General features: G+C 54.7%; 15 protein-coding genes. 6 read left to right on the top strand and 9 right to left on the bottom strand.

The window, feature by feature from the left end:
- Nucleotides 1–28 precede the first annotated feature (28 nt).
- Nucleotides 29–634: a glutathione transferase GstA gene (gene gstA, locus UTM25_RS11120; RefSeq protein WP_194400969.1), complete on the top strand. Its 606-nt coding sequence runs from the start codon at nt 29–31 to the stop codon at nt 632–634.
- Between the two features lie 60 nt (nt 635–694).
- Here gstA and pdxY read toward each other — a convergent pair whose 3' ends face one another.
- The 5 genes from pdxY to anmK form a co-directional block, all read right to left on the bottom strand.
- Nucleotides 695–1,555 carry a pyridoxal kinase PdxY gene (gene pdxY / locus UTM25_RS11115; RefSeq protein ID WP_194400970.1) on the bottom strand — a complete coding sequence of 287 codons (861 nt, stop codon included), beginning with the start codon at nt 1,553–1,555 and terminating at the stop codon, nt 695–697.
- A gap of 66 nt (nt 1,556–1,621) precedes the next feature.
- Entirely contained in the window at nt 1,622–2,896 is a 1,275-nt protein-coding gene (gene tyrS, locus UTM25_RS11110) for a tyrosine--tRNA ligase (RefSeq protein ID WP_048977462.1), read from the bottom strand.
- Nucleotides 2,897–3,021: 125 nt separating this feature from the next.
- Nucleotides 3,022–3,678, bottom strand: coding sequence for a pyridoxamine 5'-phosphate oxidase (gene pdxH / locus UTM25_RS11105; RefSeq protein ID WP_024909355.1), 657 nt, complete (start codon nt 3,676–3,678; stop codon nt 3,022–3,024).
- Nucleotides 3,679–3,735: 57 nt separating this feature from the next.
- A complete protein-coding gene (gene mliC / locus UTM25_RS11100) occupies nt 3,736–4,059 on the bottom strand; it encodes a C-type lysozyme inhibitor (protein WP_059346604.1) in 324 nt (107 codons plus the stop codon).
- 93 nt (nt 4,060–4,152) lie between these two features.
- Nucleotides 4,153–5,277, bottom strand: coding sequence for an anhydro-N-acetylmuramic acid kinase (anmK, locus tag UTM25_RS11095; RefSeq protein ID WP_194400972.1), 1,125 nt, complete (start codon nt 5,275–5,277; stop codon nt 4,153–4,155).
- Between the two features lie 255 nt (nt 5,278–5,532).
- Between anmK and slyB the strand changes: the two genes are divergently transcribed.
- Nucleotides 5,533–6,000 carry an outer membrane lipoprotein SlyB gene (gene slyB / locus UTM25_RS11090; protein WP_008500578.1) on the top strand — a complete coding sequence of 156 codons (468 nt, stop codon included), beginning with the start codon at nt 5,533–5,535 and terminating at the stop codon, nt 5,998–6,000.
- 196 nt (nt 6,001–6,196) lie between these two features.
- Entirely contained in the window at nt 6,197–7,558 is a 1,362-nt protein-coding gene (locus UTM25_RS11085) for a GGDEF domain-containing protein (protein ID WP_194400974.1), read from the top strand.
- 37 nt (nt 7,559–7,595) lie between these two features.
- Here the strand turns inward: UTM25_RS11085 and slyA are convergent, their stop codons facing one another.
- Nucleotides 7,596–8,036, bottom strand: a complete 441-nt coding sequence (slyA, locus tag UTM25_RS11080) for a transcriptional regulator SlyA (RefSeq protein ID WP_032651029.1) — start codon at nt 8,034–8,036, stop codon at nt 7,596–7,598.
- Nucleotides 8,037–8,222: 186 nt separating this feature from the next.
- Between slyA and UTM25_RS11075 the strand changes: the two genes are divergently transcribed.
- The 3 genes from UTM25_RS11075 to UTM25_RS11065 are packed head-to-tail and all read left to right on the top strand — an operon-like array spanning nt 8,223 to nt 11,355.
- Entirely contained in the window at nt 8,223–8,459 is a 237-nt protein-coding gene (locus tag UTM25_RS11075) for a DUF1656 domain-containing protein (protein WP_194400976.1), read from the top strand.
- A gap of 2 nt (nt 8,460–8,461) precedes the next feature.
- Complete coding sequence (locus UTM25_RS11070; protein ID WP_206689128.1) at nt 8,462–9,322, top strand: HlyD family secretion protein; 861 nt, start codon at nt 8,462–8,464, stop codon at nt 9,320–9,322.
- On the top strand, nt 9,322–11,355 hold the full coding sequence (locus UTM25_RS11065) for an FUSC family protein (RefSeq protein ID WP_194400980.1): 2,034 nt from the start codon (nt 9,322–9,324) through the stop codon (nt 11,353–11,355). The genes UTM25_RS11070 and UTM25_RS11065 overlap by 1 nt, the downstream gene beginning before the upstream one ends.
- Here UTM25_RS11065 and sodC read toward each other — a convergent pair.
- The 3 genes from sodC to UTM25_RS11050 all read right to left on the bottom strand — a co-directional run bounded on the left by sodC (nt 11,334) and on the right by UTM25_RS11050 (nt 13,117).
- Nucleotides 11,334–11,852 (bottom strand): superoxide dismutase [Cu-Zn] SodC, encoded by a 519-nt coding sequence (sodC, locus tag UTM25_RS11060; RefSeq protein ID WP_045887807.1) that lies wholly within the window; start codon nt 11,850–11,852, stop codon nt 11,334–11,336. The genes UTM25_RS11065 and sodC overlap by 22 nt on opposite strands.
- An 80-nt stretch (nt 11,853–11,932) precedes the next feature.
- Nucleotides 11,933–12,829, bottom strand: a complete 897-nt coding sequence (locus tag UTM25_RS11055; protein WP_032638255.1) for an aldo/keto reductase — start codon at nt 12,827–12,829, stop codon at nt 11,933–11,935.
- Nucleotides 12,830–12,877: 48 nt separating this feature from the next.
- A complete protein-coding gene (locus UTM25_RS11050; RefSeq protein ID WP_008500587.1) occupies nt 12,878–13,117 on the bottom strand; it encodes a DUF1289 domain-containing protein in 240 nt (79 codons plus the stop codon).
- Nucleotides 13,118–13,249: the final 132 nt, after the last annotated feature.

The raw sequence follows: 13,249 nt of genomic DNA, 5'->3' as shown, positions 1-13,249 counted from the left end.
CTGAAACCTCAGCAAAAAGGAGTTACCGATGAAACTGTTCTACAAACCGGGCGCGTGCTCTCTTGCTTCCCATATCACCCTGCGCGAGAGCGGCAAAGATTTCACGCTGGATGGCGTTGATCTGATGAAAAAGCGTCTGGAAAATGGCGATGATTTTCTTGCCATTAACCCCAAGGGACAAGTTCCGGCTCTCTTGCTGGATGACGGTACTCTGCTGACCGAAGGCGTCGCGATTATGCAGTTCCTGGCCGATAGCGTACCCGATCGTCAGCTTCTGGCACCGGTCAGTACCATTTCTCGCTATAAGACGCTGGAATGGCTGAACTACATTGCGACCGAACTGCACAAAGGATTTACGCCGCTGTTCCGTCCGGATACCCCAGAAGAGTTCAAGCCGACCCTGCGTGCGCTTCTTGAGAAAAAGCTGCAGTACGTTAACGAATCGCTGAAAGACGAACAGTGGATTTGTGGTTTGCGCTTCACGATTGCCGATGCGTATCTGTTTACCGTGCTGCGCTGGGCGCGCGCGGTTAAGCTGAACCTGGAAGGGTTAGACCATATTGCATCGTATATGAAACGCGTGGCAGAGCGTCCAGCAGTGGCTGCGGCGCTGAAAGCGGAAGGGTTGAACTAACCGAGCGGCCTGTGTTGCCGGGTGGCGCCAACGCTTACCCGGCCTACACGTTTTGGCCGGCTATAACCGGGTTGCGCTGAAATAGTGCTCCGGCTTCGCGATACGATCCTGTGCCGCAACCACCTGCAGTTCATATTCCTGCATCTCTTTCGTCGCAATCATGATTTCGTACACCGCCGCGGTAACGTGCTCCAGCGCGTCGCGTATCGTCGCCCCCTGCAGTAATTTCACCAGCAGCAGACCGCTGGTGACATCCCCGACCCCAACCGGCTGGCGCAGGCCGAAATCAACCAGCGGGCGGCTGATATGCCAGGCGTCATCTTTCGTCACCAGAAGCATCTCAAAACGGTCCTGACTCAGCCCTGCGCGCGCAAGGTGTTTTACCAGCACAACCTCAGGCCCCTGAGCGATCAGCTCACGAGACGCGCTTACCGCCTCTTCAACGCTATTAACCGGATGCTCGCAGAGAATTTCGAGTTCGACCAGGTTTGGCGCAATGATATCGCTGGCGGGCAGCGCGTGGCGGACGTGAAATTCTGCAACGCCAGGCGCCACGATGCAGCCTTTCTCCGGGTGGCCCATAACGGGGTCGCAGAAGTATTTTGCCGCCGGGTTTGCGGCTTTCACCTGGCGTACGATGCCGAGGATATGCTCCCCCTGCTCCGCTGAGCCGAGGTAGCCGCTCAGCACGGCGTCACAGCGTTTAAGCTGGTCGATATCGGCAATCCCCTGCACAACCTCGGTGAGGTGCGAAGGCGGCATTACACAGCCTGTCCATTTGCCGTATTGCGTGTGGTTAGAGAACTGCACGGTATTAAGGGGCCAGACGTTGACGCCGAGGCGACGCATCGGGAATTCCGCGGCGCTATTGCCAGCGTGTCCAAAAACAACGTGGGACTGAATGGCGAGGATGTTCTTCATTTTTTTTTTACCAAACCCTGAAAAAACAAAAGGGGCGTGGTTTCCCACGCCCCTGGAGACTGTTATTTATTTCCAGCAGACAAGGCAGTAGTTTTTCTTACCGCGACGCAGCAGCGTGTAGCGGCCATACAGACGGTCACCGTCAACGAAGGTGTATTCCGGGTCGGCCTGTTTCTCACCGTTGATGGTGATAGCGTTAGAGGCGATAGTTTTACGCGCCTGACCGCGCGAAGGCTGAAGCTCAGAGTCCACCAGCGCCTGCATCAGGTCAGCCCCTTTTTCCATCTCAACCATCGGCACGCCGTCCTGCGCCAGCTGTTCGAAGTCCGCTTCGCTCAGATCGCTCAGGGTACCGTTGAACAGGCTTGCGGTAATACGTTTTGCCGCGGCCAGACCTTCTTCACCGTGAACCAGTTTGGTCACTTCGTCCGCCAGCACGTACTGGGCGCGCGGCGCTTTACCGCTGTTTTTGTCTTCTTCTTCCAGCGCGTTGATGTCTTCGATGTCCATAAAGGTGAAGAACTTCAGGAAGCGGTAAACATCGGCGTCCGCCGTGTTGATCCAGAACTGGTAGAATTTGTACGGGCTGGTTTTCTTCGGATCGAGCCATACCGCGCCGCCTTCGGTTTTACCAAATTTGGTGCCGTCTGCTTTGGTGATCAGCGGAACGGTCAGACCGAAGACCTGGTTCTGGTGCAGACGACGGGTCAGGTCGATACCGGAGGTGATGTTACCCCACTGATCGGAACCGCCAATCTGCAGGGAAACGCCGTGCAGCTTGTTCAGGCAGGCAAAGTCATAACCCTGCAGCAGGTTGTAGGAGAACTCGGTAAAGGAGATACCCTGGTCGTCACGGTTCAGACGCTGCTTCACGGCCTCTTTGTTAATCATCTGGTTAACAGAGAAGTGCTTGCCGATGTCGCGCAGGAAGGTCAGCACGTTCATGCTGCCAAACCAGTCGTAGTTGTTCGCGGCAATGGCAGAGTTATCACCACAGTTGAAGTCGAGGAACGGCGCAACCTGTTTGCGGATCTTATCCACCCACTCCTGCACGGTATCTTCGGTATTCAGTTTACGCTCAGCGGCTTTGAAGCTTGGGTCACCAATCAGGCCGGTCGCGCCGCCCACCAGCGCAACAGGCTTATGGCCCGCCATCTGGAAGCGTTTCAGGCATAACAATGGAACAAGATGCCCCAAATGCAAGCTGTCAGCGGTGGGATCGAAGCCGCAATAGAGCGCGATCGGGCCTTGCGCCAGTCGCTCTGCTAACGCTTCCTCGTCCGTCACCTGGGCCACGAGGCCCCGCTCTTGCAATTGTTTAATCAAGTTACTGCTTGCCATCAAATTCTCCATGTATAAACGACTGCACCTTTGCCGGTACACGACTTTTCGCCTGATGCGAAAGGACCATAGAATAAAGCGCAAGCGCGGTGTGCGCTAGCGCTTAAATCAACAAATTTCGGGGATTACGGTGCCAGTCTGTCGATTTTCCAGCCGCCATTCTCGCGCTGGTATAAAAAGCGGTCGTGCAGGCGATGTTCGCCCCCCTGCCAGAACTCCATCTGCTCAATCGGGATGCGGAACCCGCCCCAGAAACTTGGCAGAGGAATTTCACCCTGCTGGAACTTCTGTTTCAGCTCCAGGAATTTACTTTCCAGCACGCCGCGGGCAGAAATTCGGCTGGACTGTTTTGATACCCAGGCGCCAATCTGGCTGTCGCGAGGGCGGCTGTGGAAATACTTCACCACTTCCAGCGTCGAGAGACGTTCCGCTTTGCCGGTGACCATTACCTGACGTTCCAGCATGTGCCAGGGGAACAGCAGGCTAATACGCGGATTGTTTTCTAAATGGTGCGCCTTGCGGCTGCCGAGGTTGGTATAGAACACCAGCCCTTTCTCATCATAATGCTTGAGCAATACGATGCGCTGATACGGTTGACCGTTTTCATCCACCGTCGCGACAACCATGGCCGTTGGGTCGGCGAGTTTCGCTTCACAGGCCTGTTTCAGCCAGCGTTCAAAAAGCACGAGGGGTTCAGCGGGAAGATCCTGGCGACGCAGGCCGCCTTTAGTGTATTCACGGCGCAGATGCGCAATTTGCTGCAGTTCGTCGTTATCTGACATGGCGTTAGCTGACATTGAGAGTGGGTGGCGCTATTGTGCGCCGCCCCTGTAAAAATCTCAACGCTTCGGATTTTCGAGCTGGCAATTGTTCAGCACAATGCGGTCGCGTTTGTAGACCGTGGCGCTTTCGCCTTTTGACCAGAAGACGTAGATACCGTCGGTATATCGCGCGCCGGAGGCCGACATGCCCTGCTTCAGCGTCAGCAATTTATTGTCGTAAACAAAGCTGGCTTCCTGGCGTGGGTTATTCAGCTTCACGGTCAGCGGTTTTTCGTCGCAGCGATACTCCAGCGTATCGGTCTGCATGCGTTCAAGGAGCTGGTTATAGACGCTGCATCCTGACAGCAATAAAGGCGCGGCAATAAGAAGAAGTTTTTTCATGGGCGTATTCCGAAGACTTTCCTGGTCCTGGAGGGCATGGCTGCCCTCCTGTTTCGTTCCATTCTAACGATGACGCGCCGCGCTGAATTTCAGTTAACTCTGATTATGACGAGGATTTGCCGGGAAAATCGCCCCGAGGACGCTCGCCTCACGCGCACCGGTTACCGAAGGCAAGTTGCCCGGCAGTCCGGCAATGGTGCGCCAGGCAAGCCAGGCGAAGGCCAGCGCCTCCATATCATCCCCGCTGATGCCGGCTTCATCGGTCGTGGTCACTTCGGTACCCGGCAGTAGCCCCGCAAGACGCGCCATCACCAGCGGGTTGCGGCTTCCTCCACCGCACACCAGCAGGCGTTCACATCCGCCGCTGAGCAGAACCTGTTCGGAGATCGACACGGCCGTCAGCTCGGCAAGCGTCGCCTGGACATCCTGCGGCGCGAGCGCCGGGAATGGCACCAGCTGACGCTCAAGCCAGCCCAGGTTGAAGTATTCACGCCCCGTGCTCTTAGGGGCCGGAAGGGCAAAATATGGATCGCTCAGCATCGACTGCAGCAGCGGAATAATCACTTTCCCCCCGCTCGCCCACTCCGCGTTTTTATCATACGGTTGTCCGCACTGCCGCCAGATCCAGGCATCCATTAACATATTGCCCGGGCCGGTATCGTAGCCGCGGACGGGCTGCCCCGGGATGAGCATCGACAGGTTGGCAATCCCACCAATGTTGAGCACCATACGCCGTTCTGAAGGGTGCGCCAGTAATGCCTGATGGAACGCGGGTACCAGCGGCGCGCCCTGCCCGCCAAGGGCGATATCGCGACGACGGAAATCGCCTACCACCGTCACGCCCGTCTTCGCCACAATCTGGTTGTTATCGCCGATTTGCAGGGTATGCGGGGCATCGCCGCCGGGCTCATGCCAGACCGTTTGTCCGTGACAGCCGATGGCCACCACATCCTGCGGGCGAAGATGTTCTTTTTGCATCAAAGCCTGCACCGCATCCGCAAACAGCGCCCCCAGGCGAACATCAAGCTGTCCAAGCTGGGAGAGGGTAAGCTGCTGCCCCTGACAGATACTCAGAATATCCTCTTTCAGTGAAATGGGGATTGGCCAGGTCAGGCTCGCCTGCTGCGCCACCATGTTTTCGTCAATGGCGGCCAGAACGACATCTACCCCATCCAGACTGGTACCTGACATCACACCAATGTAGCGACCCGATTTCATGCGCTTTCCTTACGTTGCGTGGGCTAAGGATATCCACTGAACCATAAACGGCGCAGCTTTGCCATCCGGCAATAATATTTTTTAACAATGTCAGACGGGTGACATAGGCGGACTCTGTTTATGTCTCGTTAAGTCAAATTCAAGTACAATTTTCTTATTGTTAGTGCAAAGATATGAACTATGGCCCCTTATGCCATATAATTTAGCCATAACGGATGCCCCCAATCGGGCGTTTTGGGTGAACAGGAGATTCAAATGATTTTACGTGTACTGGGCGTTTCGCTGATTGGTTTAACTCTGGCTGGCTGTGTGAATGACAGTTCACTTTCTGGCGACGTTTACAGCGCTTCTGAAGCGAAACAGGTTCAGAACGTGACTTACGGTACCGTTGTTAACGCGCGCCCTGTACAGATCCAGGGTGGCGATGAAAACAACGTGATGGGCGCAATCGGCGGTGCTGTGCTGGGTGGTTTCCTGGGTAATACCGTCGGCGGAGGCACTGGCCGCTCCCTGGCAACGGCCGCAGGCGCCGTTGCGGGTGGTGTAGCCGGCCAGGGCGTTCAGGGTGCGATGAACAAAACCCAGGGGGTAGAGCTGGAAATTCGTAAAGACGATGGCAGCACTATCATGGTTGTACAGAAACAAGGCAGCACTCGCTTCTCTGCAGGCCAGCGCGTTGTTCTGGCGAGCAACGGAAGCCAGGTTACCGTTTCTCCACGTTAATTCGTTTTTGGATGTGGTCACCAGACCACATCCATTTACAAAAATATAATATTAATAAATACTTTCACACAAATATACACTCAACTTATTATTAATTAGCCTTCATATTGTTCCCGCGCAAAGTATTTATCAGATTCATCAGTTAAACTCATCGCAATTGCCTTTTTTTATTTATTATAATTTTGTTAAAACTTATATGCTTGCGATGAATAATTGTGTGAAGAACCGTTATTTCTTATTTTGTATCGGCTGCATTGCCGTCATTGGACTTTTGCAGGGTTTATTTTTAGAACTGGTTGAACGGGTACCGTCGTTCTCTCCGCTATTATTCCCTACACTGACCATTTTCTTACTGGTATTTCATCTATTTATTGCCTGTTTTATGGCAATGAAATACTGGTGCGATCGAAGAAGATTGTATCTGATTGCAATTGCCTTAGCCTTTGCCGGCTCGGCGATGATGATGGTAGGAACGCTATCCAGCTTCCCGTCCTGGTTAGCTCTCTATCAGTTCAATGCCGTTAACTATAATGATGCCATGATCTTCTTTATGTTCCGCCATCTTATCATGGCGGTTCTCATCATCCTTTCAGCCTTGCTTTATACCATCCGGGACTATCCACTTTCACGTACGGCACATATTTCTATCGTTACCGGCGGGTTTATCTTTACTGTTTCTATGATGGCTCTGGCCTGGTTTTGTTCCAGTCATTCATCACTGTTATTACTGGATCTTGTCGATAACGAAACCCGGCAATTTATGGTGCTCTGGAGCCAGGCCATTAATATTCTTTTAATTGTCCTTTGGATAGCGACATTAGCAACGCTAATGATTATTACCCGCGTACGTAACCTTTTCTGGGTTGGCGGTAATTTCTTATGCGTTTGTTATATTGTGACGCTGACAATGCTACTGGCTGGCGGACACGCTGAAGATATCGCCTGGTATCGGGCCCGTTTATTTGAAACGGTTGCTACGCTGCTTATTATTTTTGTTCTGCTTTATGATGTCTTCAGGTTGTATCGTGACTCACATTTAAAGTATCAGCAATCGTATCAGAACTCGATTCGCGATCCGCTCACCCGGCTTTATAACCGCAGCTATTTCTATGAATCATTAAACCAGGCCCTGGATATCGCCAAAGCCAGTCGTCCTGTTTCTGTTATCGTCAGCGATCTCGACCGCTTTAAGCGAATCAACGACAACTACGGGCATCTCCAGGGAGACAAAGTGTTGCAGTTTGTCGCTAATCTGCTGATGGATTCCGTGCGCCCACAAGATATTGCGGCCCGTATCGGTGGCGAAGAGTTTGTTCTGATGCTGGCTAACACCTCTTCAGAAGAGGCTTACAAGGTGGCTGAACGCATACGGCTCAACCTGAGCGGTTTTAATAAGGCCAGCAGCGAGGGTCAGCTACCGGAGCCGATCACCATCAGCATGGGGGTATTTACTGCGACGTCAGCCGCAATAGCCGCAGAAACGTGCGTGGAAAATGCCGACAAAGCGATGTATGAAGCGAAGGAGACCGGCCGTAACCGCGTGGTGGTCTTTAAGTAAAAAAAAAGGCCTTGCTGCTGCAAGGCCTTGTTGTTTGTCAGTCGCGCGACTGCAGCTCATGGATGTTTTGCTCGAGGCGCCCAATGAGGCTGATGAGCATTTCCAGCTCCGCCGGTGAAACGCCAGACAGAATTTCACCGCGCGTCCTGGTGATCACGGCTTCCATTTCCGTGATGATAGGCGCCGCTTTCTCGGTGAGTTTAATCCGCTTGGCGCGACGATCGCTGGCACAGGTTTGCCGCGAGATCAACCCCTTCTCTTCCAGCTGGTCAAGCGTGCGCACCAGCGACGGTTGCTCAATTCCTATCGCTTTTGCCAGTTGTATTTGCGACTGATCGGGCGGCAGCTGATGAATGTTGTGCAGCGTGACCCAATGCGTCTGTGTGAGTTCCAGAGGTTTCAGGCGATGGTCAATCAGAGCACGCCAGACGCGTACCAACCTTGCCAGATCAGAACCTAATGGCGATTCCAATTTCATCTCCTTATAATTAGCTTGCTAAGTTATTATACTGATTTTAGAATAGTGTGCAGCATTTGTATTGCCAAAACAAATGCAATACTGCATTCATCGAACTTAAAAGTATGACTTACACTGAATTATGATGCTTCATCATACTAAGACAAGCCAACGCGGCATTCTGTTCACTGCAAAGGATTTCTGCCCGTGACGTTTTTTCATCGCTCAGAGGGTTTACCCCTTCAGGACCTGATCTTCGGTGCGTCAGTCTACTTTCCTCCTCTGTTTAAGGCCATTCTGGTGGGCTTTATCCTCTGGCTCATCGCGCATCGTCTGCTTCGCGACTGGATGTACTCCGGCGAAATCTGGCATCCCATGCTGGTGGATCTTTCCCTGTTTGCCCTTTCCGTATGCCTGGGCCTTGCCGTGTTGACTGTGTGGTGAATATGTCCCTGAAAACGCTAAAGTACTTTTCCACCCTGTTTGTCCTTGCCCTCGCGCTGGTTGCCGGCTGGTGGATGTGGAATTTTTATATGCAGTCGCCCTGGACGCGTGACGGCAAAGTTCGTGCTGAACAGGTCAGCATTACCCCTCAGGTATCGGGAAGTATTACGACGCTGTTGGTTAAGGATAACCAGTTCGTCAAAAAGGGAGACATTTTATTCCGCATCGACGACACCCCGTACCACATTGCGATCCTGAACGCCAAGGCGCAGCTGGCTAAAGCCCAGTCGGATCTGGCAAAGGCCAACAACGAGGCCAACCGCCGCCGCCACCTGTCGCAAAACTACATCTCAGCGGAAGATTTAGACACCGCCAATATCAACGTTAAGGCGATGCAGGCTAACGTCAACGTGGCGGAGGCGACGTTGAAGCAGGCGCAGTGGCAACTGACCCAAACAGTGATTACGGCACCTGTTGATGGATGGGTGACCAACCTCTCGGCCCGCGTGGGGAATTATGCCACCACCGGACAACCGATATTCGCCCTCGTCGACAGCCACTCCTTCTACGTCGTGGGCTATTTCGAAGAGACCAAGCTTCGACATATTCGCGAGGGTTCGCCAGCCGCAATAACGCTTTACAGCGGCTCGCAGAAGTTACAGGGTCACGTATCCAGCATTGGCCGCGCCATTTACGATCAAAGCGTTGAAACGGATTCAGGGCTGGTGCCGGACATAAAGCCGAACGTCCCCTGGGTGCGTCTGGCCCAGCGCGTTCCGGTTCGCGTGGAGTTTGACCGTTTACCGCAGGACATTACCCTTGTGTCCGGCACCACCTGCACTGTCTCCATCGGCAACCGGTGATGAAGCTGCAGGGTCTCTCCTGGCAAAACACGCCGTGGATGAAAGCGACGCGTCCCCAGTGGCGCTACGCGCTGCGTAACGGCATTGCCATGTGTCTTGCGCTAACTGTGGCTTATTACCTGAACCTGGATGAGCCCTACTGGGCGATGACGTCTGCGGCGGTAGTCAGTTTTCCGACGGTCGGCGGGGTGATCAGTAAAAGCCTTGGGCGCATCGCAGGTAGCCTGCTGGGCGCCACCGCGGCGTTAATTATCGCCGGCCATACGCTGAACGATCCGTGGCTGTTCCTGCTGAGCATGGCCGCATGGCTGGGCTGCTGTACCTGGGCCTGCGCCCATTTTACCAATAACGTCGCCTACGCGTTTCAGCTGGCGGGCTATACCGCCGCCATTATCGCCTTTCCGGTGGTTAACGTGCTCGACACCACCGAGCTGTGGGATATTGCCCAGGCGCGCGTTTGTGAAGTGATTGTCGGGATCCTCAGCGGCGGCTTCATGATGATGATCCTCCCCAGCACATCCGACGGCACCGCGCTCATCACCGCGCTGAAAACCATGCATACCCGGTTACTGGAACACGCGAGCCTGCTGTGGCAACCGGATACAAGCGACGATATCCGCCTCGCGCATGAAAAGGTTATCGGACAGATCCTGACGATGAATCTGTTGCGCATTCAGGCGTTCTGGAGCCACTACCGCTTTCGCCGCCAGAACACACTTCTTAACTATCTGCTGCACCAGCAGCTGCGCATGACCAGCGCCATCTCCAGCCTTCGCCGGATGCTGCTCAACTGGCCAACGCCGCCTGAAAACACCCGTGCCGTGTTTGAAACGCTGCTCGCGGCCCTTGCGCGCTCGGATGCGGACATTTACACCGTAGCGCGGATTATCGCTCCGCTCGCCCCGGCTGATGAGTACGACTACCGCCATCGCGCCTTCTGGCAGCGCCTGAATTACTTCTGCCGTCTGTACCTGCGCAGCAGCCGCTGGATTACGGCCATCGAAAACGCGACCCCATTGACGGAGTTCAACGTCCCCGGCAGCCCGGCACTCGCGCGCCATACCGACTATCTGGAAGCGCTGTGGAGCGGTTTTCGCACCTTCTGTGCGCTGATGCTGGTGGGGGCGTGGAGTATTACCACGCAGTGGGAGTCCGGTACGGCGGCCCTGACGCTTGCCGCCATCAGCTGCGTGCTTTACTCCGTCGCGGCCTCGCCGTTCAACTCGCTTACGCTCCTGCTGCGCACGCTGGTGCTGCTGTCGCTGTTCAGCTTTGTGGTGAAGTTTGGCCTGATGGTGCAGATAAGCGATCTGTGGCAGTTCCTGCTGTTCCTGTTTCCCCTGTTGACCACCATGCAGCTTCTGAAGCTGCAAATGCCTAAGCTGGCGGGCCTCTGGGGACAGCTGATTGTCTTTATGGGCTCGTTTATCTCCGTGACGAATCCACCGGTTTATGATTACGCCGATTTTCTCAATGATAACCTGGCGAAGATCCTTGGCGTGGGGCTGGCGTGGCTGGCTTTTGCGGTGTTACGTCCCGGCTCCGATGCACGCAAGAGCCGCAGGCATATTCGGGAGTTACGCAGAGGTTTTGTCGACCAGCTCAGCCGTAAACCGCATCTGGGTGAAAACGAGTATGAATCGCTGGTCTATCATCACGTCAGCCAGCTGAATAACAGCCAGGACGCGCTGTCCCGACGCTGGCTGCTGCGCTGGGGCGTGGTGCTGTTGAACTGCTCGCACGTGGTCTGGCAGCTTCGCGCGTGGGAAACGCGCTCCGATCCACTGTCACAGGTTCGTGATGTTTGCATCTCCCTGCTGCGCGATGTAATGAGCGAGCGCGGTGTCCAGCAGCGGCCACTCGAAGCCACGCTGAATGAACTGCAGCGGATCTGCGATACGCTGGCACAGCATCATCTGCCCGCAGCCCGTGATTTGGCCTCGATAATCTGGCGCCTGCACTGCTCGCTGTCGCAGCTGGAACAGGCACCGCCACCGGGAACGATTGGGGATCAGATCACGCCGCACGCATAGCGTGCCCCGCCGCCGCCAAGCGGTTTAGGCCGATCGGACATATTGTCGCCGCCGACATGGATCATCAGCGCTTTGCCTTTCACCTCATCCAGCTTTTTCAGTCGCGGCGCGACGACGGGATCTGTGGCTTTACCGTCGTTATTCACCACCAGCACTGGCAGATCGCCTAAATGCCCCATTCCATCCGGGCCTTCATGCTTGCCGGAATGCTGCGGATCGAGGTGCCCTCCTGCCGCTTCCGCCGCAGACGGTTTACCTTCTTTTAAAGCGGGCTGACAGCTGCCTTTGGCATGAACATGGAAACCATGTTCACCGGGAGGGAGGGCTTTGAGGTTGGGGGCAAACTCCAGTCCTTTATCGGTTTCGGTGATTTTCACCGTTCCGATGGACTGACCCACACCCTGTGGGGTGACGAGATTCATTTCAACTTCGTCACTGGCTGCCTGCGCCCCTGCGCAAACAACCAGCGTGACCAGTGCCAGAGCAAAACGCTTCATATGACCTCCGCGGGTTATTTTTTGCCCCTTAAGTGTATACCAGGGGCAAAGATTTCACCGGAAAGTCACCTTCAGACGGTTTATGGTACGTCGTAACCCAGCGCGGCCTTACGGATGCGGAACCACTGCTGACGGGTCATCTGCAGCTCTTCAGCGGCCAGCGCAGAACGCACGCGTTCTATTTTGCCGGAGCCAATAATAGGCAGAGGTTTTGACGGCAGGCGCAGGATCCATGCGTAAACCACCTGTTCGATGCTCTCCGCGTTCAGTTCGCGGGCGATGGTTTCAAGCTCGTTGCGCAGCGGCTGGAATTCATCATCATTAAACAAGCGTCCGCCCCCCAGGCAGGACCACGCCATCGGGCGAATGCGCAGCTGCTGCAGCTGATCGAGCGTGCCATCCAGCAGCAGCGGCTGGTGTACCGGGGAGATCTCAACCTGGTTGGTGGCCAGAGTAAACGGCAGACGAGACTGAAGCAGCGCAAACTGTGCCGGGGTAAAGTTAGAAACGCCGAAGTGACGCACTTTCCCACTCTGATGCAGGTTCAGGAAGGCTTCCGCTACCTCATCGGCATCCATCAGCGGGTCGGGGCGGTGGATTAACAGCAGGTCGATACGATCGGTCGCCAGATTGACCAGCGACTGCTCGGCGCTCTTGATGATATGTGCGCTGTCGGTGATGTAATGACCGAGGGCGTGTTCAGGTTTTGCCGTGGTGGCAATCCCACACTTCGTGACGATCTCCATGCGATCGCGCAGGGCTGGAACCAGCTTAAGCGCCTCGCCGAACGCGGCCTCGCACTGGTAGCCACCGTAAATATCCGCATGATCGACCGTGGTGATGCCTAAATCAAGGTGCTCTTCAATAAAGCTCGCCAGCTGGAGGGGGGACATATTCCAGTCCATCAGGCGCCAGTAGCCCATAACAAAACGGGAGAATTCTGGCCCCTGCGGGGCAAGGGTAATTCGCTGAACCATAACATTTTCCTCAAGGACGTAATGTCATGAGTATACGCAATTACCGTGTTAAAAAAGTGAAGGTTGCTGGGGTTCTTCGGTTTCACCCGCTTTGTTTGCGCGTATTTTGCGCAGAAGACGCTGTCGGCAGAGGCGTAACACCTCCTGCTTTTGCGTGTCGCTAAAGTTTTGCCAGTTAAAACGCTCATCGCGGGTACGCATGCACCCGCGGCAATATCCGCGTTCATCGACCTGACAAATACCCCGGCACGGGCTCTGGATGGGGAAAAACTCCAGCTGCTCTGCCACACTCACCTCCCGAAAGCTCCTCTCACCTACAGTGAAGACGTTAATCGCACCACGTGCAAGGCCTATATCACAGATTTGTGGCATTAAGGTTTCACTAATCTTCTCTCTCTATACTCGGCCCATCATGACAAT

The sequence above is a fragment of the Enterobacter sp. 61D5 genome, from assembly GCF_034107965.1.
Classification (GTDB): Bacteria; Pseudomonadota; Gammaproteobacteria; order Enterobacterales; family Enterobacteriaceae; genus Enterobacter; species Enterobacter cloacae_M.
The sequence above is the reverse complement of the archived record's forward strand: the minus strand, read 5'-3'. Positions and strand labels throughout refer to the sequence as shown.

Bases quoted from the DNA above. Each gene is read 5' to 3' on its own strand.
- mliC (WP_059346604.1), bottom strand. From the start codon at position 4,059: ATGAAAAAACTTCTTCTTATTGCCGCGCCTTTATTGCTGTCAGGATGC.
- UTM25_RS11055 (WP_032638255.1), bottom strand. From the start codon at position 12,829: ATGGTTCAGCGAATTACCCTTGCCCCGCAGGGGCCAGAATTCTCCCGT.
- UTM25_RS11070 (WP_206689128.1), top strand. From the start codon at position 8,462: ATGTCCCTGAAAACGCTAAAGTACTTTTCCACCCTGTTTGTCCTTGCC.
- UTM25_RS11065 (WP_194400980.1), top strand. From the start codon at position 9,322: ATGAAGCTGCAGGGTCTCTCCTGGCAAAACACGCCGTGGATGAAAGCG.
- slyA (WP_032651029.1), bottom strand. From the start codon at position 8,036: ATGAAATTGGAATCGCCATTAGGTTCTGATCTGGCAAGGTTGGTACGC.
- UTM25_RS11085 (WP_194400974.1), top strand. From the start codon at position 6,197: ATGCTTGCGATGAATAATTGTGTGAAGAACCGTTATTTCTTATTTTGT.
- tyrS (WP_048977462.1), bottom strand. From the start codon at position 2,896: ATGGCAAGCAGTAACTTGATTAAACAATTGCAAGAGCGGGGCCTCGTG.
- anmK (WP_194400972.1), bottom strand. From the start codon at position 5,277: ATGAAATCGGGTCGCTACATTGGTGTGATGTCAGGTACCAGTCTGGAT.
- gstA (WP_194400969.1), top strand. From the start codon at position 29: ATGAAACTGTTCTACAAACCGGGCGCGTGCTCTCTTGCTTCCCATATC.
- pdxY (WP_194400970.1), bottom strand. From the start codon at position 1,555: ATGAAGAACATCCTCGCCATTCAGTCCCACGTTGTTTTTGGACACGCT.
- sodC (WP_045887807.1), bottom strand. From the start codon at position 11,852: ATGAAGCGTTTTGCTCTGGCACTGGTCACGCTGGTTGTTTGCGCAGGG.
- pdxH (WP_024909355.1), bottom strand. From the start codon at position 3,678: ATGTCAGATAACGACGAACTGCAGCAAATTGCGCATCTGCGCCGTGAA.
- slyB (WP_008500578.1), top strand. From the start codon at position 5,533: ATGATTTTACGTGTACTGGGCGTTTCGCTGATTGGTTTAACTCTGGCT.